Source organism: Bradyrhizobium sp. F1.13.3 (assembly GCF_040548265.1).
In the GTDB taxonomy this organism is placed as follows: domain Bacteria; phylum Pseudomonadota; class Alphaproteobacteria; order Rhizobiales; family Xanthobacteraceae; genus Bradyrhizobium.
In genome coordinates, this window is the sequence record NZ_JBEPRI010000029.1 from 43,301 (window position 1) to 65,112 (window position 21,812).

Genomic DNA, 21,812 nt, shown 5'->3' on the forward strand with positions numbered 1-21,812 from the left:
GAGAGGACCCAGAGTTCTCAGTCGTTAAGATCACTTAACCGTGTGCGAAAAGGGCACGGTCCGCGCGAAAAATTTCGCAACCGCCTGGAACGACTTTCGCGGACGGGAGTCGTCTCAACAGCCGGCTATTCCCCCCTGCCCCATAAGCCGGCGACGTAGGGCGCGACTGTGGTGATGCCAGTCGCGCCTTACTTTTGTCTGGAGTTCAGTTCGCCTTCCCCGCGAGCCACTCCCGCCCCTCCCCATAGAGCTTCTCGACCTCAGGCCCGGTCAGGCCCGGCATGTCGCGCTTGACCTTGTAGCCGATCAGCTCCTGCATGTAGGCGAGGTGGCGGTAGCCTTCGGGCAGCGCGGCAAGGGCTTTCTGGTCGAGCTGAAGTGTCGCGGCCGGGTCGACCGGGTCGATCCGGTCCTTCTCGTAGATCGGCTGGCGGCGGACGATGCCCCATTTTCCCTGCCGCTTCTCCAGGAAATCGTAAAAGCGCCCGGTGCAGACGACGTCGCAGGGCACGTCGTGCACCGGCGCGCGCTGCGAGATGGTCATCTTGGTCTGCGCGATGGCGCGCACCCCCTCGAGATCGATACTGCAGCCGCCGAGGAAATGCAGGATGCGCACGCCCTTGGCGAACCCCTCCTGGCTGACCCTCATGAAATCCCGCGCCGGCCCCTGAAACCAGGTGGCGGACATCCAGCCTTCCTCGTGCCAGACGGTGGCAAAGCGCTCCCAATCGCCGGCGTCGCGCCACACCGCCCAGTTCTCGACGAGGTCGCGGATGGCGAGGCGGTCGAGGAGTTGCTGGTCCATGAACACGTCTCCGATGGCGCTGCGGCTGCAACGCGGCCGCTGCGCGAGGTATGAGCGGTGAATTCGATGGCCGTCAAGCGTGGCAACCTGATCAACGAAAATCCGGCGCACCTTGCAGCACGCCGGATCGGGATTCGTCACATGCCGGGCGTAGGCGCTTCCTTACGCCGCCGGCACTTTCGGCGCGCGGTTGCGGGAGTTGCGCTGGAAGAACAGCGCCTGGCTCGCCACCGCCGACACCATCGCCGGCTGGAATGGTTTCGAGATCAGGAACGCCGGCTCGGGGCGCTCGCCGGTAAGGAAGCGCTCGGGGTACGCGGTGATGAACACCACCGGCACCTCGAAGGTGCGGAGCAGCTCGTTGACGGCGTCGAGGCCCGACGAGCCGTCGGCGAGCTGGATGTCGGCGAGGATCAGGCCGGGCCGCTTGTTCTTTGCCAGCGCGACCGCATCGGCGTGGGTGCGGGCTACGCCGACGACATTGTGGCCGAGGTTCTTCACCAGGCTTTCGAGATCCATGGCGATGAAGGTCTCATCCTCGATGATCAGCACGTCGGTGGCGATCTCGGCGGCCATCTCGCGCCCTGCGGCATCTGCAAGCCGGCGCGTCTCGCCGACGTCGGTGCCGAGGATATAGCCGACCTCTTCTTCCGAAAATCCCTCGAGCGAGAGCAGCAAGAAGGCTTGCCGCGGCAACGGCGTGATGTTCGACAGCCGTCGCTCCGGCGGCATCGGCAGGTTCGTCACCTCGGAATCGTCGTTGACAGACACGGAATTCCAGATCTGGGTGAACAGCCGGAACAGGCCGGCGCGCGGCCCGTGGCTCTCGTCGAGCACCGACGGATCTCCCAGCATGGCTTCCAACATGGCTGCGACATAGGCGTCACCGGAGGACTGGCTGCCCGTCAGGGCGCGTGCGTACCGGCGCAACAACGGCAAGTGTTCAGCAACAAGCTGTGAACGGGACATCCCCACTCCATATCATCTTCGGGCCGACCTTGACGTGCAGGCGTTAGGCGGGGGGCCCGGGTTCCCCTGCTGGGCTGATTACGCCTCAGATCAAGAAAAGTTCCGCATGGGGGCGGAACTTTTTCTCGCAGCTCGCATTGAGCCTATCCAGGGAACGGCTCCCGGTTGAGAGAACTTCTCGATTTTACAGTTACTTAACTCGGGGAAACGTGGAACAGGTCATGAAAGATCTCAAGTCTCAAGCCAGCAAAAGCACGACCCCCGGTAAGGGAGGGCTCACTCCGGAGATCCAGTCCCGGATCGGGCACCAGCTGCGCGCCATGTACGACGACGTGGTGCGGCAGGGGGTTCCGGACCGGTTCGCGGAACTGATCAAGAAACTTGATGCGCCGGGAGCGACACCCCAAGTGGAAAATGGTGGCGGTTCTAACGACAACAACAATGGGAGGGATTGATGCCTCTCACGGACTCCCTGCGTAACGACATCCTGGCGGCCGTGCCCAGTCTGCGCGCGTTCGCCATCTCGCTCAGCGGCAATGCCGATCGCGCCGACGATCTGGTCCAAGAGACGCTGTTGCGCGCGCTCGCCAACATCGACTCGTTCCAGCCCGGCTCCAATCTGCCGGCGTGGCTGTTCACGATCCTGCGCAACCTGTTCCGCTCCGACTATCGCAAGCGGCGGCGGGAAGTCGAGGATGCCGAAGGCAATTATGCCAAGACGCTGAAGACGCAGCCCTCGCAGAACGCCCATCTCGAGTTCGAGGAATTCCGCACGGCACTCGACAAGCTTCCGCAGGACCAGCGTGAAGCGCTGATCCTCGTCGGCGCCTCCGGCTTCTCCTATGAGGATGCGGCCTCGATCTGCGGCTGCGCAGTCGGCACGATCAAGAGCCGCGTCAACCGCGCGCGCTCGAAGCTCGCGGCGCTGCTCTATGTCGACGGCGCCGAGGATTTCGGACCCGACGAGACCATTCGCGCCGTGATCGGCGGCAGCGGCGGCTGACGGCCGGCCTCAATCGGACTGAGACCGCGATGAAGGCGGCCGCTTCCAGCGGCCGCCTTCGCACGTCTGACGTGATCACGTCTGAAACGTGATGCGGCGGAGCCTGCGTCGCGTCGATCACTCGTCCACGAAGGTCACTGTCTCGGCCACGCTCGCACGCGACGTGCGGTAGCTGTTGACCTTGTGGGCGTTGTCGGCATAGCCGAACGAGATACCGCAGACGATGCGGCGGTCAGCAGGCAGATTGAAATGGCGGCGGATCAGGCCGGAGTGGCGCGCAAGCGCTGCCTGCGGAATCGTGCCGAGCCCGAGCGCCTGCGCGGCCAGCATGAAGTTCGAGACATAGGCGCCGCAATCGATCGCACCGTAGATGCCGAGCGGCTCGTCGGTGTGGATGATGGCCACATGCGGCGCACCGAAGAAATTGTAGTTCTCCAGCGCCTGCTTGGCATAAGCCATCTTGTCTCCGCGCGCGATGCCGAGCGTGTTGTAGAGCTGAAACCCGCTCTCGCGGCGGCGTTCGAGATAGGCGCCGAGATATTCGCGCGGCGGCGTGAAATCATAGTCGTCCCCGAGACCGCCCGAAGCCTCCTTGTAGATCAGCTTGCGGAAACGCTCCTTGGCCTCGCCGCTGGCGATGACGACCTGCCAGGGCTGGCTGTTGCACCAGGACGCCGTGCGCTGTGCGGTGGTCAGCAAATGTTCGATCGTCGCGCGATCGACTTCCTTGGCCAGGAAGGCGCGCACCGAATAGCGCTCGTTGAGCAGCTCTTCGAGTACGCCGATGCGGTTGTTCTGATTGACTGCAGCGTCCATGGATCAGCTCGCACTTTTCTCGTAGGGTGGGCGAAGGCGCATAGCGCCGTGCCCACCGACAGACTTACCTCGGCGCATCTGCATATGGTGGGCACGCTTCGCTTTGCCCACCCTACGAGATGCAGCGAGAGGCTAGATCACCGTCCCTTGGTCGGTATCTTGTTATACGGCACGTCCTTGTCGACGCGGATGTCGCCCGGCAATCCCAGCACGCGCTCTGCGATGATGTTGCGCAAGATCTCGTCGGTGCCGCCTGCGATGCGCATCGAAGGCGAGGACAGCAGCATCTGCTGGAACTGGCCCTGCACGGTCTCCTCGTCCGCGCCGGTGAGAACGCCGGCCGCGCCCTGGAGGTCCATGGCATAGGTCGCGATGTCCTGCAGCATCATGCCCGAGACGAGCTTGCCGATCGAATTCTCCGGCCCCGGCCGCTCGCCCTTGGACAGCGCCGAGATCGCGCGGTAGCTCGTGTATTTCAACCCGCTCGACTTCACCGCCCAGCTCGCAAGTTTTGAGCGCACGGCGGGATCGTCGATGGCGAGACCATCCTCCAGCATCAGATTCGAGCAGAACTCGAACATCTCGGGGACGCCGGTCGCAAGCCGCGAACCGATCGACATGCGCTCGTTCATCAGCGTGGTCAGCGACACGCTCCAGCCCTCGCCGATGGCGCCGAGGCGCTGGCTGTCGGGAATGACGACGTCGGTGAAATAGACCTCGTTGAACTCTTGCATGCCGTTGGCCTGCTTGATCGGGCGCACCTCGACGCCGGGGCTCTTCATGTCCAGGAAGAACATGGTGAGGCCCTTGTGCTTGGGCATATTGGGATCAGTGCGCGCGATCAAAAGTCCGTAGTCGGAATAGTGCGCGCCGGAGGTCCAGATCTTCTGGCCATTAACGACCCAATCGTCGCCCTTCTTCTCCGCGCGTGTGCGCAAGCCGGCGACGTCAGACCCGGCCGACGGTTCGGAGAACAGCTGGCACCAGATCTCCTCGCCCGCGGCCAGTTTCGGCAAATGGCGCCGCTTGGCGTCCTCGCTGCCAAAAGCCATCACGGTTGGGCCGCACATGCCCTCGCCGATCTGAAACGGCTGCGTCAGCTTGCCGTAGACGCCTTCCTCCTGCTGCCAGATCACACGCTCGATCGGCGTCGCACCGCGGCCGCCATATTCCTCGGGCCAATGCAGGCAGGCCCAATTGCCTTCGGCCTTCTTCTTCTGCCAGGCTTTGCCGACATCGACGATGTCGTGGTTGGCCAGCCGGATGCGGCCGAGCGAGGATTTTGACAGCTCGGTCAAGAACTCCTTCGGCGCATTGGCTTCGATCCATTTGCGCGCGGTCTCGCGGAATGCGGCTTCCTGCGGGGTGTCGTCGAAATTCATGGCGGACCTCTTCGTTCTTGCTCTGTCTTAGTCCCTCATGGTGAGGAGACGCGCAGCGCCGTCTCGAACCACGAGGCCCCAGTCGGGCCTGCATCCTTCGAGACGCCGCGTTCCGCGGCTCCTCAGGATGAGGATCATCAACCTCTTCCCTTCGTAGGGATCTTGTTGAACGGCACGTCCTTGTCCACCCGGATGTCGCCGGGCAGGCCCAACACCCGCTCGGCGATGATGTTGCGCATGATCTCGTCGGTGCCGCCTTCGACGCGGGTACCCGGCGCCCGCAGCAGCATCGCCTGGAAGCGGCCGGCGAGTTCGGAATCTTCAGGACCGCTGATCACACCTGCGGCGCCTTGCAGATCCAGCGCATAGGTCGCGACATCCTGGATCATGGAGCCCGCCACCAGCTTGCCGATGGAATTTTCCGGTCCCGGGCGCTCGCCCTTCGACAGTGCCGAGATCGCGCGCATGCTGGTGTATTTCAGCCCGCTCGCCTTCACCGCCCAGTTGGCAAGCTTCGAGCGCACTGCGCGGTCCTCGATTGCCGGGCCGTCGTCCAGCATCAGGCTCGAACAATAGTCGAACAGCTCGGGGAAGCCGGTCGAGACGGCCGCGCCGATCGCGCTGCGCTCGTTCATCAGCGTCGTCAGCGAGACGTTCCAGCCGTCACCGACCTCGCCGAGGCGCTGATGATCGGGAATGCGGACGTTGGTGAAATAGACCTCATTGAAGTCCGACGCACCGCTCGCCTGCTTGATCGGCCGCACCTCGACGCCAGGGCTCTTCATGTCCAGGAAGAACATGGTGAGGCCCTTGTGCTTGGGCACGGTCGGATCGGAGCGGGTCAAGAGGATGCCGTAATCGGAATAGTGCGCGCCCGACGTCCAGATCTTCTGGCCGTTGATCACCCAGTCATCGCCATCCTTCTCGGCGCGCGTGCGCAGGCCCGCGACGTCGGAGCCGCCGGCGGGCTCGGAGAACAGCTGGCACCAGACCTTTTCGCCGGAGGCGAGTGGCGGCAGATAGGCGCGCTTATGCTCCTCGCGCGCGAACGCCATCATGGTCGGCCCGCACATGCCGTGGCCGATGATGAACATGCGGGATAGCTGTCCAAACGGCCCCTCTTCCTGCTGCCAGATCACACGCTCGATCGGCGACGAACCGCGGCCGCCATACTCCTTCGGCCAGTGCAGACAGGCCCACCCCGCATCTGCCTTCTTCTTCTGCCAGGCCTTTGCCACTTCCAGAATATTGGCGTTCTTCAACTGCGTGCGGCCGAGCGAGGACTTGCGAAGCTCTTCCTCATACTGCTTCGGTGCATTGGCCGCGATCCAGGCGCGAGCAGTGGCGCGAAATTCAGCTTCCTGCGGGGTATCGTCGAAGTTCATGACGTTGCCTTTGCCTACGCCGCGTTCTTCTTGCGCATGCGGTCGATCAACTGGTCTTCCCAATAGGACAGGCTGCCGAGCCCGAGCGCCATGGCGTTGGCGCGGCGGTAGTACATGTGACAGTCGAACTCCCAGGTGAATCCCATGCCGCCGTGGACCTGGATGTTGTTCTTGGCGCAGTGCTGGAACGCCTGCGTCGCGCTGATGCGGGCCGCGGCAGCGGCTTCCGGCAGCTCCGCGGCGTTGGTCGAGAGCGCCCAGGCGCCGTAATAGCTATTGGAGCGCGCCAGCGTCGCCGACACATACATGTCCGCCAGCATGTGCTTGACGGCCTGGAACGAACCGATCTGTCGGCCGAAGGCGATGCGGTCGAGCGCGTAGTCGCGGCCCATCTCCAGCGCACGGTCGGAGCCGCCGACCTGCTCGAACGCGCAGAGCACCGCGGCGCGGTCGAGCACTTGAGTCAAGATGCTCCAGCCTTCGCCGGCCGCGCCCAGCGGCTCGGCCTTGCAATCCCTGAAAGTGATCTCGGCCTGCCCGCGGGTCGGATCGAGATTGGTCAGGCTTTTCACCTCGACGCCGCCGTCCTTGAGATCGACAACGAACAAGGAGATATCGCCGTCGCGTCCGCTCGATCCCGTCCGTGCCGCGACCACCGCGAAGTCGGCGATCGCGCCATCCGCGACCGGCTTCTTGACGCCATTGAGTACGCCATTCGCAGCCGTGAGCTTGACGTTCTTCGGTGACGGATTGCCTTTTCCCTCGAACAGCGCCAGCGTGCCGATCGCCTCGCCCGAGGCAATCGCCGGCAACCATTTCTTCTTCTGCGCGTCACTGCCTGCAATCAGCAGCGCTTCGGCAGCGAGATACACCGTGGAGGAAAACGGTACCGGTGCGTTCGCCCGGCCCATCTCTTCAGCGATCACGCAAAGTTCGAGATGACCGGCGCCCGCGCCACCAAAATCCTCGGGAATGGCGACACCGAGAAAACCCATCTCGGCGAGGCCCTTCCAGAGCTCCTTGTCGTAGGGCGCCTTGCCGTCGAGGACTGCGCGCACCGCCTTGGGCGGGCACTTCTCGGTGAGGAATTTGCGCGCCTGATCGCGGAGCTGCTTCTGGTCGTCGGAAAAATCGAAATTCATGGCGCGTATCCGTGTTGATGATGTCGATTACATGAGAATGATGACGTCCCGCTCAGGCTTGTCGGCATAAAGCCGCTCGACCAGCGGGGCACGGCGCTCGAGGCCGGCGCGCTGGTTGATGTAGCCCTTGTCAGTGAGCTCGTTACCGTCGATCGAGGGCGGCTCGGCCATCAGCATGGCGCGCGCGATGATGCGGCTGCTGGCGCCTTCGCACTCCTTGTTGTGAGCCTCCAGTCCGCGCCTGAAGCAAGCGATCACCTCGGGATGCTTCACTGCATCATCGAAGCTGAGATCGGGGTTGCCGACGAGTTGGCGGCAGGCATGCAGGTTCGGCCAGGCCAGCAGGCCGATGAAGGCGCGATCCTGCCCCGCGACCAGCGCATCATGCACGACGGGCGTCGCGGCCGCGATGGCATCGGTGCGCAGCGAGCCGACATGGACGAAGGTGCCGGTGGTCAGCTTGAAATCTTCCACCACGCGCCCGGCAAAGATGATGCCTTTCACCGGATCGGTGTCGTCGACGAAGATTCCGGCGTCACCGATGCAATAAAAACCTTCCTCGTCGAACATCTTCTTCGTCAGATCAGGCTGGCCGAAATATCCCGGCGTGACGTTGACGCCGCGCAGACGCAACTCGTATTTCGCTCCGCACGGCACCATCTTCAACTCGACGCCGGGGAACGGCAGGCCGATCAGGCCGACGCGCTCGGTGTCCCAATAGGTGCCGGTCGAGGTCGGCGCGGTCTCGGTCGAGCCCCAGCCGGTGTAGAACACGATGCGCTCGCCGGTGGTCTTCACGGCGAGAGCCTGCATGCGGTCGTAGAGATCATCCGGCAGCCGCGCGCCGCCATAGGCCATGATCGAGAGGTTCTTGAAGAAGGAACGGCACAGCGCGTCGTCCTTCTCCATGGCGGCGGCGAGCGCGGCATAGCCGGCGGGCACGTTGGCGTAGTAAGTCGGCGAGATCTCGCGCAGATTGCGCAGCGTCTCATCGAATTGGCCCGGCATCGGCCGGCCGTCATCGATATAGAGTGTGCCGCCATCGACCAGGATCGGGTGGAACGCCGCGTTGCCGCCCATGGTGTGGTTCCAGGGCATCCAATCCAGCATGGTCGAGATCGGATCGCTGGGATCGCGCGGCCGCACCTGCATCATCATCGCCGCATTGGCGCACATCATCGCTTGCGTGTTGATGACGGCCTTGGGCATGCCGGTCGAGCCTGACGTGAACAGCAGCTTGCCGACGGTCTCAGGCGTGATCTTCGCGATCGACGATTCGACATCGGCAGTCACGGCCGTCGCCGCGAGCTCGGCAAAGCTGACGCTCGCGATACCCCCGCATGGCCGCAAGACGTGAACGACGGTGACGCCTGTGAGATCGAGCGCTTTCAGCGCCTTCTCGAAGGTCGGGCCGTCCTGCACCATCACCACGCCCGGCTTAATCAGGTCGAACAGATATTTCAGCTTGACGTGATCATGGCTCATCAAGGAGTAGGCCGGCGAGACAGGCGCGGCCGGGACGCGCACCTGCATCGCCGCCTGCGTCATCAGCGCGTGCTCGATCGAATTGCCGGAGAGGATCGTGACCGGGCGGCCGTCGAGCGCGAGATTGAGCAGGCCTTGCGTCAACGCATCCACGGTGCGCTTGGCCTCCCCATAGGACACCTTACGCCATTCGCGGTTAGGGCCGCCGCGCTGGGCAAGCCAGATCCGCTCGGGCGCTTCCTTCGCCCATTTTGCCAGCGAAGCCGGGATATGCTTCTCGTAGGTCTGCAGCGGGATGCGCGACTTCAGCACCACCGTGCCGTCGTCGCGGCGCTCGACATCGATGTCGCGCGCAAGCCACTCGACCTTGCGAAAGGCGGGCTTCGTCATCACCGCCGCCGCGCTTCCACTCATTTTGCGTCTCCCGGAATTTCTCGTCCTTTGCGGATCTTCATTGTCAGCGCCTGATATAGACAGGCTTTCGCTTCTCAAGGAAGGCCCTGATGCCTTCCGAAAATTCCTCGGAGCGGCTGCACAGGACCTGGTTGCGATCCTCCATCGCGATCACGGCTTCCAGCGATCCGGCATCGACGCTCATGTTGAGACATTCCTTGGACAGGCGCAGACCCACGGGCGACGCCGTGATGAGCGCGTCGACATAGGGTTCGGCGGCGGCGTCGAGCTTGTCTTCGTCAACGACCTCGGAGACCAGCCCGACCGCGAGTGCGCGTTCGGCGCCGATGAAGCGTCCTGTGAGGATCAGCTCCGAGGCCACGGAGACACCGACCAGGCGTGGCAGGAAATAGCTGGTGCCGATGTCGCAGCCGCCAAGGCCGAGCTTGATGAAGGCGCAGTTCATCCGCGCCGATCTCGTCGCGATGCGGATGTCGGAGGCGAGCGCAAGTGCAAAGCCGCCGCCGGCGGCCGCGCCCTGTACCAGCGCGAGGATCGGCTGCGGACAGCGCCGCATCAGCATCACGATATCGGCGATGCGCCGCTGTGAGTCGAGCGACTCGGTCACATCAGGCGACTCCTGCTGCCCGGCACGGCGCGCCATCGCAGCCTTGAGATCGAGGCCCGCACAGAAATTCTTGCCGGCGCCCTTCAGCACCACAACGCGCGTATCGCGGTTGCGCTGGAGGCCCTGGAAATAGGCGTTGAGCGCGTCGATCAGCGCAGGATCGAGTGCGTTGAGGTGTTCGGGACGATTGAGCGTCACGGTGTCGACGCCGTCGTTGTGCTCGATCAGCAGCGGTTGGGACATGAGGCGCCTCGTGCTTGCCGCCGTTCGCGGTGCCGATTGCTGCGCCCTCTCCCCTTGTGGGAGAGGGCATGTACGCTGCGAACCCGGAATTCGCTTGGGTGAGGGGTCTGTCTCCGCGGATAGAGACCCCTCATCCGGCGCGCTACGCGCGCCACCTTCTCCCACAAGGGGAGAAGGAAAAAGAGTCCTACCGCGGCGCCATGCGGATCGCGCCGTCGAGGCGAATGGTCTCGCCATTGAGCATCGGGTTCTCGACGATGTGCACGGCCAGCGAGCCGTATTCGTTGGCGTCGCCGAGACGCGCGGGATGCGGCACCTGGGCCCCTAAGCTCTTGCGGGCCTCTTCGTTCAAGCCCATCAGCAGCGGCGTCAGGAACAGGCCGGGGGCGATGGTGTTGACGCGGATCTTCTGGCTCGCGAGGTCGCGCGCGGCAGGCAGCGTGAGACCGACGACGCCACCCTTCGACGCCGCATAAGCGATCTGCCCGATCTGGCCTTCGTAAGCCGCCACCGAAGCGGTGTTGACAATGACGCCGCGCTCTTCACCGACCGGCTCGATCGTGACGAGGCGCTCGGCGAACAGACGCAGGCAGTTGAAGGTGCCGATCAAATTGACGTTGATGATGCGCGCGAACTTTTCCAGCGGGTAGACGCCGTCGCGGCCGACGATGCGCTGCGAACCGCCGATGCCGGCGCAGTTCATCAGCACGCGCGCGACGCCGTGCGCGGCTTCCGCCTTGGCGATCGCCGCCTTGATCTGCTCCTCGCTGGTGACGTCGGCGTGAAGCGCGATGCCCTTCACTTCGGCGGCAACCTTCTCGGCGTTTTCCTTGCTCTGGTCGATCACGCCGATCCTGGCGCCCTTGGCGGCCATGGCGCGGGCGGTCGCGGCGCCAAGGCCCGACCCGCCGCCGGTGATGAGAACGGCTACGTCTTTCAACTGCATCGCTTGTACCTTTCCTTGGGCGTTTCTTCTCTAGACTTCTGCGTTCTGGCCGGAACATCCGGCCGCGGCAGCTTCCTCGATATTCGTGAGGATGCCGCCGCAGATCAGCGTTTCCATGTGCTTGATGTATTGCCGGCAGACGTCGTCGGTGACCGGGCCGACGCCGGTCGCGCGTGACATCGCGTGCCGGCCGAAGAACAAATGATCGCAGGCGCCGATCAGGCTGGTGTAGAACAGCACCGGATCAGTGGCGCGGAATTCGCCCTGACTGACGCCTTCGGCGAGCAGGCGGCGATGGAAATCCAGCAGCGGTGCGACGAAGAATTTCGAGACTTCGTCCGCGGAGCCCGCGACGCTCTCGTGCAGCAGATAGTGGATCAGCCGGTTCATATACGGAAACCGGTGATAAGCGCGGATGATCCCGCCGATATGCAGCTTCAACTTGGCGGTCGGCGTGATCGGTTGGGCCAGCAGGTATTCGAGATTGGACAATTCCGTCCCCGCGTCGCGCTCGAGCAGCGCCAACAGCAGGCCGTCCTTGTTGCCGAAGTGATATTTGACCAGCGCGGCGTTGGCGCCGGATTTCTGGGCGATGTCGCTCAGCGAAATCTCGATCGAGGAGCGTTCGATCATCAGCTCGCTCGCAGCCACGAGCAATTTCTCTGCCGTGGAATTCTTTCCGCTGGGGAGCCTGTTCGGTACGCTGGTAGTCACGGAGATCCCTGATTTTGGCGCGAGAGCGGCCGCAGATAAGCCCAAGCAGCGCCTCCCCACAAGAGTTAATTGATCGATTGACTAACCAACCACTCACCCCTTAAATCCGCCCCGACAACCAACCGTTCAAAATAATTCAGGGAGAAACCGACATGGCCGAGGCTTACATCGTCGCCGCTGCGCGTACCGCCGGTGGGCGCAAGGGGGGTCGCCTCGCCGGATGGCATCCGGCAGATCTCGCCGCGAAGGTCCTGAACGAGCTGGTCGATCGCACCAAAGTCGATCCCGCGCTGGTCGAGGATGTGATCATGGGTTGCGTCATGCAGGTCGGCGAGCAGTCCAACAACGTCGCGCGCAACGCGATCATGGCTTCGAAGCTGCCGGAGAGCGTGCCGGGCACCTCGATCGACCGCCAGTGCGGCTCCTCGCAGCAGGCGCTGCACTTCGCAGCCCAGGCCGTGATGTCCGGCGCGATGGACGTGGTGATCGCCGCCGGCGTGGAATCGATGACGCGCGTGCCGATGGGCCTGTCGTCGCAGCTTCCCGCCAAGAACGGCTTTGGCAATTACAAGAGCCCGGGTATCGAGCAGCGTTATCCGAACATCGTGTTCAGCCAGTTCACCGGCGCCGAGATGATGGCCGAGAAGTACGGCCTCTCCAAGAACGAGCTCGACGAGTACTCCTACAACAGCCATCAGCGCGCGATCGCGGCGACGCAGGCCGGCCACTTCAAAAAGGAGATCGTGCCGCTCGAGATCACCCGCGCCGACGGCTCCAAGGACACCCACCACATCGACGAGGGTATCCGCTTCGACGCCACGCTCGACGGCATCAAGGGCGTCAAGCTGATCGCCGAGAACGGCAAGCTTTCCGCGGCCAGCGCCAGCCAGATCTGCGACGGCGCCTCCGGCGTGATGGTGGTGAACGAGCGTGGCCTCAAGCAGCTTGGCGTGAAGCCGCTGGCGCGCGTCCACCACATGACCATGATGGGGGGCGACCCCGTGATCATGCTCGATGCACCGCTGCACGCCACCAAGCGCGCACTGGAGAAGGCGGGCATGACGATCGACGACATCGACCTGTTCGAAGTCAACGAGGCCTTTGCCTCGGTGCCGACGGGGTGGCTGAAGACCACCGGCGCCGATCCGGAGCGTCTCAACGTCAATGGCGGCGCCATCGCGCTCGGCCATCCGCTCGGCGGCTCCGGCACCAAGCTGATGACGACGCTGGTGCATGCCCTGCATCAGCGCGGCAAGCGCTACGGCCTCCAGACCATGTGCGAAGGTGGTGGCATGGCCAACGTGACGATCGTGGAGCGGCTGTAAGCCGTTGCGTCGCTAATGGTGTCGTCCCGGCGAAGGCCGGGACCCATAACCACAGGCGCCTGTGGTTAAGCTGCGCAGGGGCGACATCGCGTTTCAACACTTGGGATCGGTGGCTATGGATCCCGGCCCCCCGTGCGCAATTGCGCACTAGGCCGGGATGACACCGTTTACGTTGCGAGATCTCGGCGATGACTCACCCCTCCATCCACGCCCGCGCCACACCCGACAAGATCGCCTATCAGATGGCCGGGACCGGCAAGGCGATCACCTATCGCGAGCTCGACGAGCTCTCGAACCAGGGCGCGCACCTTTTCCGCTCGCTCGGGCTGAAAGCCGGCGACCACATCGCGCTGCTGATGGAAAACCGCCTCGCCTTCATGGAGATTTGCTGGGCTGCGCAACGCAGCGGGCTCTATTACACCGCGATCAGCCGCTATCTGAAACAGGACGAGATCGACTACATTATCGCCGATTGCGGCGCCAAGGTCGTGATCACGACACCGAAATGCGCCGACCAGATCAAGGCCCTGATCAAGGGCGCACCCGGCGAGCCGGTCTTCTACATGATGGACGAGCCGCAAGCCGGCTTCCGCTCCTACGACAAGGAAGCCGCCGCGCAGCCGACAACGCCGATCGCCGACGAGGTCGCTGGCTATGACATGCTGTATTCGTCGGGCACCACCGGCCGGCCCAAGGGCATCAAGAAGGCGTTCGAGGGCAAGCCGATCGACGAGCCGAACGCGTTTCTGCGCGTGCTCTGCGCCAGCATGTGCGGCATGAACGCCGAGACTATCTATCTTTCACCGGCGCCGCTCTATCACGCCGCTCCCTTGCGCTTCAACATGATGGCGATCGTGCTCGGCGGCACCTCTATCATCATGGAGCACTTTGACGCCGAAGATTTCCTGAAGCTGGTCGAAAAATATAAGGTCACACAGTCACAGCTCGTGCCGACCATGTTCGTGCGCATGCTGAAGCTGCCGGACGAGGTCCGTAACTGCCACGACGTCTCGACGCTGAAGGGCGCGATCCACGCCGCCGCGCCCTGCCCGGTCGAAGTCAAGGCCAAGATGATCGAATGGTGGGGGCCGATCCTGATCGAGTATTACGCGGGCTCCGAAGGCAACGGCGTCACCGTCTGCAACTCGAAAGAATGGCTGGAGCACCGCGGCAGCGTCGGCCGCGCCGTGGTCGGCAAAATCAAGATTCTGGACGAGAACGACGAGGAGCAGCCGATAGGCGAGATTGGCACGGTCTATTTCGCCGATGCGCCGGTTTTCACCTATCACAACGATCCCGAGAAGACGAAGAAGGCCTACAACGCAAAAGGCTGGTCGACGCTCGGCGACGTCGGATATCTCGACAGTGACGGCTTTCTCTTTCTCACCGACCGCAAGTCCTACATGATCATCTCCGGCGGCGTGAACATCTACCCGCAGGAGACCGAGGACGTGCTCATCACCCACCCGGAGGTCGCCGACGTCGCCGTGTTCGGCGTGCCGAACGAGGAGATGGGCGAAGAGGTCAAGGCGGTGGTGCAGCCGCACGATCCCAAGCGCGCCGGCAGGGAGCTGGAGGCCGACCTGATCGCCTACTGCAAGAGCCGCCTCTCGACGATCAAATGCCCGCGCTCGATCGATTTCGAAGCCGAGTTGCCGCGCACGCCGACCGGCAAGCTGGTGAAGCGGCATCTGCGCGACAAATATTGGCCGAAGGCGGCAGCGAAAATCTAGCGCTTGCGCCTTGCTTCGTCATGCCCGGGCTCGTCCCGGGCATCCACGTTTTTGTGCTGATGTAAAGACGTGGATGGCCGGGACAAGCCCGGCCATGACAGTGCAATCTCAATCGAATAAGCTCGGCGTGTGGTTCACCAGCGCGCCTTCGATCTCCAACATCTTCAGCTTCGTCACCACGCCGCCATTCGCGGAGAAGCCGCCGGGCTTGTTGCCGGCCGCCAGCACGCGATGGCAGGGCACGACGATCGGGCACGGGTTGCGGCCGAGCGCCTGGCCGACGTCACGCGACAGCTCGACACCGCCGAGTTGCTTGGCGATGTCGCCATAGGTGACGGTCTTGCCCGGCGGAATGGTGCGGGCGATCGCGTAGACACCGCAGTTGAAGTCGGGCACGCCGTCGAGATCGAGCGGGATGTCGGTGAGGTCATCCGGCTCGCCCGCGAGCAGTTTTGTGATGCGGTCGATCGCCTGCTGCACTTCCGCGGTCGGCTCGGCTTCGCTGGCGTCGGCATGGCGCTGGCTGATGCGGGTGCGGATCTTCTGCTCACCGCCCATCGGCAGTTGCGTGCCGTTGATGCCGCGCGGACCCCAGGCAATGGCGCACAGGCCGATCTTGCTATCGAACAGGGCAAAATGCTGGTGGGTCATGGTTCGGTCCCTGGCTTGCGTTCCCTCGCATGCCCCCAATGTGAACTGAGCCCAAATCTAGGCTTGGAAATAGTTGCGATCCACCCGGTTTCCGGGAATCTTGCACAGGAGTTCCGCCTCTCCTTTTCGCGAGCCCAGAATGCAAAGCCTCCATGTCAACGGATACGACATGCCCTATCTCGACGTGGGCGAAGATCGAGGCCGGCCGCCGCTGGTCTGCGTGCATGGCTCGCTCAACGACTTCCGTGTCTGGGGCTGCGTGCTCGGGCCGCTGTCCCAGCGGCACCGGCTGATCTGCGTCAGCCTGCGGCATTTCTTCCCGGCGCAATGGGATGGCGTCGGCGACACCTATTCGATCGCCCAGCATGTCGACGACGTCATCGCCTTCATCGACCAGCTCGACCTCGGCCCGGTCGATTTGATGGGCCATTCCCGCGGCGGGCACATCTGCTTCCGCGTGGCGCAGCGGCGGCCGGAGCTGCTCCGGCGGCTGGTGCTGGCCGAGCCCGGCGGCGAGCTCGATGCGAGCCTCGACCCCGATTATGCCGGCGGCCCCTCGCCGCTGCTGGCGCGGTTCACGGCCTCGGCCGAGAAGATCGCGGCCGGCGACATCGACAGCGGCCTTGCGGTCTTCGTCGACACGCTTGAAGGCGCCGGCACCTGGCCGCGGCTGCCGGCGCTGGTGAAGCAGAATTTGCGCGACAACGCCTTCACGCTGATCGGCCAGGTCCGCGACGACCGCCCGCCATTCTCGAAGGCGGACGCGGAGTCCATCAAGATGCCGACGCTGTTCATCCTCGGTGCACGCACCAAGGGCCTGCTGCCGAAAGTGCTGCATGCGCTCGCGGCGCATGTGCCGTATTCCAGGACGACCGTCATCCCGAACGCAACGCACCCGATGTTCGAGCAGGCGCCGCAGAAATACTCCGCAGTGGTGCTGGATTTTCTGGCGGGCTGATCATGCAGACATTTCGCGTCAACGGTTACGACATGGCCTATCTCGAGGTGGGACGAGGCCCGCCGCTGGTCTGCGTGCACGGCACGCTCGGCGATTTCCGCACCTGGTATTCAGTGCTCGGCCCGTTGTCGAAATCGCATCGCGTGATCTCGGTCAGCCTGCGGCATTTCTTTCCCGAGCACTGGGATGCCGTCGGCGACGACTACAAGATGGCCCAGCACGTCGCCGACGTGATCGCCTTCATCGAGCAGGTCGAACCGGCGCCGGTCGATTTGATGGGCCACTCGCGCGGCGGCCACATCGCGTTTCGCGTAGCCCAGGCGCGGCCGGATCTGTTGCGCAAGCTGGTGCTGGCCGAGCCCGGCGGCGATCTCGATGCCAGCCTGCCGGTGCCTGCAGGCACGCCCGTGCATCCACCGCTGGCGGCGCGCACGGCGCGCTCGGTCGAGATGATCCGCGCCGGCGACATCGAGGGCGCGTTGCAGAACTTCTACGAAGGCATCGAAGGCGACGGTTCGTGGCGGCGCGTGCCGGCGGCGGCGAAGCAGCAATTGCGCGACAACGCGATCACCTTCCTCGGCCAGATCAACGAGCAGCGCAGGCCCTACACGCTCGCGGATGCGCACGCGATCACGACCCCGACGCTGCTGATCGGCGGCGGCGCGACGACGGGGAGCCTGTCGGTGATGTTGCGCGTGCTGGCCGCGCACATCGCGGGCGCCAAGACGGCCGTGATCCCCAAGGCCGGGCACTGGATGTTCGAGCAGGCGCCGCTGGAGTTCGGCGAGGCGGTGGTTGCGTTCCTGGCGGAGTAGGCGCGCCTCACACCTCTTTCTTTTTCCCTCGAAAACAACCCCATGCACAGTAGCCGAGCCCAGCAATATCAATGGCTTGGCTGAGGACAAAAACGGGGTCGGACGCCCCGTTGGTCGCGCTTGACGCCTTTATCCTCTCAGCGTATCTTCGCATACGGAATTCCGTATTCAATGTCATGGCTCTCGGAGCTGCCGGCGTGATCCCTCTCGACCCGCTTCCGAACTTGATCGACCAGGTCTATGCGCGGATCCTGGAGGCGATCTCCGAGCGCACGCTGCAGCCCGGCCAGCGCATCCGCCAGAACGAACTCGCCGACAAGCTCGGCGTGTCGCGCCAGCCGGTGTCGCATGCGCTGCACCTGTTGCACCGGCAGGGGCTCGTCGCCGAGAGCGGCCGGCGCGGCTTTGAAGTCACCCAGCTCGATCCCGCACGCATCCGCCAGCTCTACGAGGTGCGCGGCGCGATCGATGCGCTGGCGGCACGGCTCGCCGGCGAACGCGCCGGGACCGATGCGGCGGGCCGCGCGCGGCTGGAGACGGCGCTCGCCGCCGGGCGCGGGATCGGTGGCACGACCACGCTCGCCGAGCTGATCGCGCTCGACGTCGAATTTCATCGCGCGATCTATCGGCTCGCCGGCAATCCCGTGATCGAGGAGACGATTGCACCGCAATGGCCGCACATGCGCCGCTCGATGGCGACGGTGCTGTCCGAGCTCGATTATCGCGGCAGCGCCTGGGCCGAGCATGCCGACATTGCCGGACACATTCTCGCCGGCGATGCGAAGGCGGCCGAACGCGCGGCGCTTGCACATGCGCAGACGGCAGGACGGCTGACCGAAGAGAGATTGAGGGCGACGGAAGAGGCGGCGGCGTAGGTCACGATCTCCGTCGCCGTCATGGCCGGGCTTGACCCGGCCATCCACGACTTTGTTCGACGCTGGAAGAACGTGGATGCCCGGGACAAGCCTGGGCATGACGAGAGAGAAAAAACGACAAAACAGGAGGACGACCCATGAAACTGTCCCAGGAGCAATTGGAGTTCTTCCACCGCGAGGGCTGGCTGTTCCTGCCCGAATTGTTCAGCCAGGAGGAGGTCGATCTCCTCGCGCGCGAGGCGGTTGCCATCTATGACGCGAACCGGCCGGAAGTCTGGCGCGAGAAGAGCGGCGCGCCGCGCACCGCCTTTGCCGCGCATTTCTACAACGAGGCGTTCGGCATCCTGGGTGCGCATCCGCGCATGATCGACCCGGTCGAGCAATTGTTCGGCGAGCAGGTCTACATGCACCAGTTCAAGATCAACGCAAAATCCGCCTTCACCGGCGACGTCTGGCAATGGCATCAGGATTACGGCACCTGGAAGCGCGACGACGGCATGCCCGAGCCGCGCGCGATGAACATCGCGATCTTCCTCGACGAGGTGATGCCGATCAACGGCCCGCTGATGCTGGTGCCGCAGAGCCAGAACGCCGGCGACCTCAAGGCCTCGCACGACCTTGCGACGACCTCCTATCCGCTGTGGACGCTGGACGAAGAGACCGTGACGCGGCTGGTCAAGCAGGGCGGCATCGTGGCCCCGACGGGAAAGCCAGGCGGCATGCTGATGTTCCACGGTAACCTCGTGCATGGCTCTAGCGGAAACATCACGCCCTATCCGCGCAAGATCGTGTACCTGACGCTGAACGCGGTCTCGAACTACATCCGCACCCCGACGCGGCCGGAGTACATTGCGCATCGCGATTTCGCGCCGATCAAGACGGTGGAGGACGACGCGCTGGTGCGGCTCGCCCGTGCGCCGCGGCAGGCGGCGGAGTAAGCGTAGTCGTGCAAGCATCTCAGGCGTCATGCCCGGGCTTGTCCCGGGCATCCACGTCTTGACACGATCGCCAGCAGTAAGACGTGGATGGCCGGGCCAAGCCCGGCCATGACGAACTGATAGAGACACGCGCCTCACGAATTTCTGTATCACCGGACCATCCCCATGAACCTCTTCCGCCTCCTCCAGGCCCGCGCTGCCGCCGGCAAGCCCGTCCGTGTCGCGCTGATCGGCGCCGGAAAATTCGGTTCGATGTTTCTGGCGCAGGTGCCACACACGCCGGGGCTGGAGGTGCCCATCATTGTCGATATCGATCGCGACCGCGCGCGCGAGGCCTGCCGAACGGTCGGATGGGACAAGGACCGCATCGCCGCCACCGTTTTCACCGATGACGGCGCGCGCGCCATTGCCGGTGGCGCGATGGACGTGGTGGTGGAGGCGACCGGCAATCCGGCCGTCGGCATCAGGCACGCGCGCGCGGCAATCGCGGCGGGCAAGCATATCGTCATGGTCAATGTCGAGGCCGACGTGCTGGCGGGTCCGCTGCTCGCCGAGGAAGCCCGCGAGGCCGGCGTGGTCTATTCGCTCGCCTATGGCGACCAGCCGGCGCTGACCGCGGAGATGGTGGATTGGGCCCGCGCCACCGGCTTTCACGTCGTCGCCGCCGGCAAGGGGACAAAGTATCTGCCGGCCTATCACGACGTGACGCCGGATGGTGTCTGGCAGCATTACGGGCTGACCGCGGGCGAGGCGCAATCGGCCGGGATGAATCCGCAGATGTTCAACTCCTTCCTCGACGGCACCAAATCGGCGATCGAGATGGCCGCGATTGCGAACGCCTGCGGACTGGACGTGCCTGCGGAGGGTCTGCTGTTTCCGCCCTGCGGCGTCGACGACCTGCCGCATATCATGCGGCCGCGCAGCAAGGGCGGCGTGCTGGAGCGATCGGGCGTCGTGGAGGTGGTCTCCTCGCTCGAGCGCGACGGAAGGCCGGTGTTTCGCGATCTGCGCTGGGGCGTGTACGTCGTGCTGGAGGCGCCGAACGACTACGCCGCCGACTGCTTCAGGCAATACGGCCTGAAGACCGACGGCAGCGGACGGTACGCGGCAATGTACAAGCCCTATCATCTGATCGGCCTCGAGCTGAACATCTCGGTGCTCTCGGCCGCGCTACGCGGCGAGCCGACCGGGCAGCCCCATGGCTTCCGCGGCGACGTCGCCTCCGTGGCCAAACGCAATCTGCGCGCCGGCGAGATGCTGGATGGCGAAGGCGGCTACACGGTGTGGGGCAAGCTGGTGCCGGCCGCCGCGAGCCTCAAGGCCGGCGCGCTGCCGATCGGGCTGGCGCATCGGCTGAAGCTGAAGCACGACGTGGCCCATGGCGAGGTCGTGCGCTGGAGCGATGTCGAGTTTGACGCAGGCAACGAGACGGTCAAGACGCGGAAGGCCATGGAAGCGGCTTTCGCAAGCGCAGAGTAGGCCGAGCATTCATAAATAGAGATTCTTGGTGCGGCCTGAGCGATCTCCGCTGGCCGACGCTTTTTGGACTCAAGCTGAACATCGACTCAGGTCAGCTATGAGCCAACACGCGACTTTGTGCGGAGTCGGTTTACCCGAGGTTAGGGCTTAGTACTGCACAACTGAGACGTGCCGAACCGGAGCGATAAACGTTCGTCCATGCGAACGCCGCCCCGGATTGTGTTTTTACACGAGAAGGCTGGTATGAAGCTCTTGTCTGTCGTGTTCCTTGCTGGCCTGAGCGGGACGGCACTAGCTCAACAAGAAGCTGTTGAGGTCGGCAAAGCGATGACTGAGCTGCTCAAGCCTTACAGGGAATGCCTTAAAGCCAAAGTCGCTAAGGCAACGTCCAAGGAGCAAGCTCAGCTTACCGTTCAGGAAGCGTGCGCAGATTTGCGCCTCAACCTGAATCCTATCCCCCATCTTACAACGCTGACCAAGCCGCCGATGGTGCATTGAAGATGACGCAAGTAGGAGCCTATTATGACTACACTGGCGAGGTTCGCGCCTTTCACCAAGGGCTAAAAGATCAAGCTAACGAACGCAAAACGCGTCCTTGACAAGTCAGTTGCAATACCAAGGTCAGCTTCGGGTCACTTGCAGTCGTAGCCCGAGCGCCGTGGGGGGCAGCTTCTAGAATCGAGGGTACAAAAAGGCCGGCGACATGCCCTTTATCCTGTTGGACATAGATGCGTGGGGCGCATTTTGGCTATTGTTATACGCTGAGGCCGCCAGCCTTAAGGCCAGAACGCACGATCTGTGGTTCTGGGTCATAGCGGTGTTCATTGCCTATTTGGGCTTCGAATACGCCCGGGCTCACTTTCGGCAACGCGGTCGGGCAAGTGACCGAGATTGAGTTTTCAAAGCTCGAATGCGCGAGATCAACTAGCGTTCTTTGAAGATAAACGCGCAAGGCTAGATGTGTGACACCGGCCGACGTCAGCTGTGGGTCAAAAGCGGTCCTCCACCGGCTGCGCGCGGCAGGTCAGCTATGGGCCGATTTTGTTGCAAAAGTTGGCTGCAATGGATTTGGCCGCTGGGCCTTTCGTTGAGCCGCGCTTTGAAGCGCTGGCCCTGACGCATTTTAC

21 protein-coding genes are annotated in these 21,812 nt (G+C 63.9%); 10 read left to right on the top strand and 11 right to left on the bottom strand.

The window, feature by feature from the left end; all coding sequences use genetic code 11:
* Positions 1–205: 205 nt before the first annotated feature.
* Complete coding sequence (locus ABIB66_RS40865; RefSeq protein ID WP_354211674.1) at positions 206–805, bottom strand: nuclear transport factor 2 family protein; 600 nt, start codon at positions 803–805, stop codon at positions 206–208.
* A gap of 162 nt (positions 806–967) precedes the next feature.
* Positions 968–1,774, bottom strand: coding sequence for a response regulator (locus ABIB66_RS40870; RefSeq protein WP_007597237.1), 807 nt, complete (start codon positions 1,772–1,774; stop codon positions 968–970).
* A gap of 221 nt (positions 1,775–1,995) precedes the next feature.
* Between ABIB66_RS40870 and ABIB66_RS40875 the strand changes: the two genes are divergently transcribed.
* Both ABIB66_RS40875 and ABIB66_RS40880 read left to right on the top strand, forming a co-directional pair.
* Complete coding sequence (locus tag ABIB66_RS40875) at positions 1,996–2,229, top strand: NepR family anti-sigma factor (protein WP_007597239.1); 234 nt, start codon at positions 1,996–1,998, stop codon at positions 2,227–2,229.
* Positions 2,229–2,777: a sigma-70 family RNA polymerase sigma factor gene (locus ABIB66_RS40880; protein WP_007597240.1), complete on the top strand. Its 549-nt coding sequence runs from the start codon at positions 2,229–2,231 to the stop codon at positions 2,775–2,777. The genes ABIB66_RS40875 and ABIB66_RS40880 overlap by 1 nt, the downstream gene beginning before the upstream one ends.
* 117 nt (positions 2,778–2,894) lie before the next feature.
* On the opposite strand, the gene ABIB66_RS40885 is transcribed toward ABIB66_RS40880, so the two are convergent.
* The 8 genes from ABIB66_RS40885 to ABIB66_RS40920 all read right to left on the bottom strand — a co-directional run bounded on the left by ABIB66_RS40885 (position 2,895) and on the right by ABIB66_RS40920 (position 11,956).
* Positions 2,895–3,593 carry a nitroreductase gene (locus ABIB66_RS40885; protein WP_354061222.1) on the bottom strand — a complete coding sequence of 233 codons (699 nt, stop codon included), beginning with the start codon at positions 3,591–3,593 and terminating at the stop codon, positions 2,895–2,897.
* A gap of 137 nt (positions 3,594–3,730) precedes the next feature.
* Positions 3,731–4,975 (bottom strand): acyl-CoA dehydrogenase, encoded by a 1,245-nt coding sequence (locus ABIB66_RS40890; protein WP_354259444.1) that lies wholly within the window; start codon positions 4,973–4,975, stop codon positions 3,731–3,733.
* Between the two features lie 137 nt (positions 4,976–5,112).
* The gene (locus ABIB66_RS40895) at positions 5,113–6,360 is read right to left on the bottom strand and encodes an acyl-CoA dehydrogenase (protein ID WP_354211670.1); all 1,248 of its coding nucleotides are present in this window, start codon (positions 6,358–6,360) and stop codon (positions 5,113–5,115) included.
* Positions 6,361–6,374: 14 nt separating this feature from the next.
* Positions 6,375–7,502: an acyl-CoA dehydrogenase family protein gene (locus ABIB66_RS40900; RefSeq protein WP_354211668.1), complete on the bottom strand. Its 1,128-nt coding sequence runs from the start codon at positions 7,500–7,502 to the stop codon at positions 6,375–6,377.
* Between the two features lie 27 nt (positions 7,503–7,529).
* On the bottom strand, positions 7,530–9,401 hold the full coding sequence (locus ABIB66_RS40905) for an AMP-binding protein (RefSeq protein ID WP_354259447.1): 1,872 nt from the start codon (positions 9,399–9,401) through the stop codon (positions 7,530–7,532).
* A 43-nt stretch (positions 9,402–9,444) separates the two neighbouring features.
* Entirely contained in the window at positions 9,445–10,251 is an 807-nt protein-coding gene (locus ABIB66_RS40910) for an enoyl-CoA hydratase/isomerase family protein (protein WP_354211664.1), read from the bottom strand.
* 187 nt (positions 10,252–10,438) lie between these two features.
* Positions 10,439–11,197, bottom strand: a complete 759-nt coding sequence (locus ABIB66_RS40915; protein WP_007597254.1) for an SDR family NAD(P)-dependent oxidoreductase — start codon at positions 11,195–11,197, stop codon at positions 10,439–10,441.
* Between the two features lie 30 nt (positions 11,198–11,227).
* On the bottom strand, positions 11,228–11,956 hold the full coding sequence (locus tag ABIB66_RS40920; protein ID WP_354218078.1) for a TetR family transcriptional regulator: 729 nt from the start codon (positions 11,954–11,956) through the stop codon (positions 11,228–11,230).
* Between the two features lie 107 nt (positions 11,957–12,063).
* On the opposite strand from ABIB66_RS40920, the gene ABIB66_RS40925 reads away from it, so the two are divergent.
* A complete protein-coding gene (locus ABIB66_RS40925) occupies positions 12,064–13,236 on the top strand; it encodes an acetyl-CoA C-acetyltransferase (RefSeq protein WP_354211662.1) in 1,173 nt (390 codons plus the stop codon).
* Between the two features lie 188 nt (positions 13,237–13,424).
* Complete coding sequence (locus tag ABIB66_RS40930; RefSeq protein WP_354211660.1) at positions 13,425–14,969, top strand: acyl-CoA synthetase; 1,545 nt, start codon at positions 13,425–13,427, stop codon at positions 14,967–14,969.
* 108 nt (positions 14,970–15,077) lie between these two features.
* Here ABIB66_RS40930 and ABIB66_RS40935 read toward each other — a convergent pair whose 3' ends face one another.
* A complete protein-coding gene (locus ABIB66_RS40935) occupies positions 15,078–15,620 on the bottom strand; it encodes a methylated-DNA--[protein]-cysteine S-methyltransferase (protein ID WP_354211658.1) in 543 nt (180 codons plus the stop codon).
* 139 nt (positions 15,621–15,759) lie between these two features.
* Here ABIB66_RS40935 and ABIB66_RS40940 point away from each other — a divergent pair, with 139 nt between their 5' ends.
* The 6 genes from ABIB66_RS40940 to ABIB66_RS40965 all read left to right on the top strand — a co-directional run bounded on the left by ABIB66_RS40940 (position 15,760) and on the right by ABIB66_RS40965 (position 21,183).
* Positions 15,760–16,578, top strand: coding sequence for an alpha/beta fold hydrolase (locus tag ABIB66_RS40940; RefSeq protein WP_354211656.1), 819 nt, complete (start codon positions 15,760–15,762; stop codon positions 16,576–16,578).
* 2 nt (positions 16,579–16,580) lie between these two features.
* The gene (locus ABIB66_RS40945) at positions 16,581–17,393 is read left to right on the top strand and encodes an alpha/beta fold hydrolase (RefSeq protein WP_354211654.1); all 813 of its coding nucleotides are present in this window, start codon (positions 16,581–16,583) and stop codon (positions 17,391–17,393) included.
* Between the two features lie 197 nt (positions 17,394–17,590).
* A complete protein-coding gene (locus tag ABIB66_RS40950; protein WP_354259451.1) occupies positions 17,591–18,268 on the top strand; it encodes a GntR family transcriptional regulator in 678 nt (225 codons plus the stop codon).
* 137 nt (positions 18,269–18,405) lie between these two features.
* Positions 18,406–19,206, top strand: a complete 801-nt coding sequence (locus ABIB66_RS40955; RefSeq protein WP_354211650.1) for a phytanoyl-CoA dioxygenase family protein — start codon at positions 18,406–18,408, stop codon at positions 19,204–19,206.
* A 165-nt stretch (positions 19,207–19,371) separates the two neighbouring features.
* Positions 19,372–20,685 (top strand): NAD(P)H-dependent oxidoreductase, encoded by a 1,314-nt coding sequence (locus ABIB66_RS40960; RefSeq protein ID WP_354211648.1) that lies wholly within the window; start codon positions 19,372–19,374, stop codon positions 20,683–20,685.
* Positions 20,686–20,928: 243 nt separating this feature from the next.
* Positions 20,929–21,183 carry a hypothetical protein gene (locus ABIB66_RS40965; protein WP_354211646.1) on the top strand — a complete coding sequence of 85 codons (255 nt, stop codon included), beginning with the start codon at positions 20,929–20,931 and terminating at the stop codon, positions 21,181–21,183.
* Positions 21,184–21,812: the final 629 nt, after the last annotated feature.

What these genes read in the sequence shown, in the direction of transcription:
- ABIB66_RS40865 (WP_354211674.1), bottom strand. Translation starts at nt 805, where the DNA reads ATGGACCAGCAACTCCTCGACCGCCTCGCCATCCGCGACCTCGTCGAG.
- ABIB66_RS40870 (WP_007597237.1), bottom strand. Translation starts at nt 1,774, where the DNA reads ATGTCCCGTTCACAGCTTGTTGCTGAACACTTGCCGTTGTTGCGCCGG.
- ABIB66_RS40875 (WP_007597239.1), top strand. Translation starts at nt 1,996, where the DNA reads ATGAAAGATCTCAAGTCTCAAGCCAGCAAAAGCACGACCCCCGGTAAG.
- ABIB66_RS40880 (WP_007597240.1), top strand. Translation starts at nt 2,229, where the DNA reads ATGCCTCTCACGGACTCCCTGCGTAACGACATCCTGGCGGCCGTGCCC.
- ABIB66_RS40885 (WP_354061222.1), bottom strand. Translation starts at nt 3,593, where the DNA reads ATGGACGCTGCAGTCAATCAGAACAACCGCATCGGCGTACTCGAAGAG.
- ABIB66_RS40890 (WP_354259444.1), bottom strand. Translation starts at nt 4,975, where the DNA reads ATGAATTTCGACGACACCCCGCAGGAAGCCGCATTCCGCGAGACCGCG.
- ABIB66_RS40895 (WP_354211670.1), bottom strand. Translation starts at nt 6,360, where the DNA reads ATGAACTTCGACGATACCCCGCAGGAAGCTGAATTTCGCGCCACTGCT.
- ABIB66_RS40900 (WP_354211668.1), bottom strand. Translation starts at nt 7,502, where the DNA reads ATGAATTTCGATTTTTCCGACGACCAGAAGCAGCTCCGCGATCAGGCG.
- ABIB66_RS40905 (WP_354259447.1), bottom strand. Translation starts at nt 9,401, where the DNA reads ATGAGTGGAAGCGCGGCGGCGGTGATGACGAAGCCCGCCTTTCGCAAG.
- ABIB66_RS40910 (WP_354211664.1), bottom strand. Translation starts at nt 10,251, where the DNA reads ATGTCCCAACCGCTGCTGATCGAGCACAACGACGGCGTCGACACCGTG.
- ABIB66_RS40915 (WP_007597254.1), bottom strand. Translation starts at nt 11,197, where the DNA reads ATGCAGTTGAAAGACGTAGCCGTTCTCATCACCGGCGGCGGGTCGGGC.
- ABIB66_RS40925 (WP_354211662.1), top strand. Translation starts at nt 12,064, where the DNA reads ATGGCCGAGGCTTACATCGTCGCCGCTGCGCGTACCGCCGGTGGGCGC.
- ABIB66_RS40930 (WP_354211660.1), top strand. Translation starts at nt 13,425, where the DNA reads ATGACTCACCCCTCCATCCACGCCCGCGCCACACCCGACAAGATCGCC.
- ABIB66_RS40935 (WP_354211658.1), bottom strand. Translation starts at nt 15,620, where the DNA reads ATGACCCACCAGCATTTTGCCCTGTTCGATAGCAAGATCGGCCTGTGC.
- ABIB66_RS40940 (WP_354211656.1), top strand. Translation starts at nt 15,760, where the DNA reads ATGCAAAGCCTCCATGTCAACGGATACGACATGCCCTATCTCGACGTG.
- ABIB66_RS40945 (WP_354211654.1), top strand. Translation starts at nt 16,581, where the DNA reads ATGCAGACATTTCGCGTCAACGGTTACGACATGGCCTATCTCGAGGTG.
- ABIB66_RS40955 (WP_354211650.1), top strand. Translation starts at nt 18,406, where the DNA reads ATGAAACTGTCCCAGGAGCAATTGGAGTTCTTCCACCGCGAGGGCTGG.
- ABIB66_RS40960 (WP_354211648.1), top strand. Translation starts at nt 19,372, where the DNA reads ATGAACCTCTTCCGCCTCCTCCAGGCCCGCGCTGCCGCCGGCAAGCCC.
- ABIB66_RS40965 (WP_354211646.1), top strand. Translation starts at nt 20,929, where the DNA reads ATGAAGCTCTTGTCTGTCGTGTTCCTTGCTGGCCTGAGCGGGACGGCA.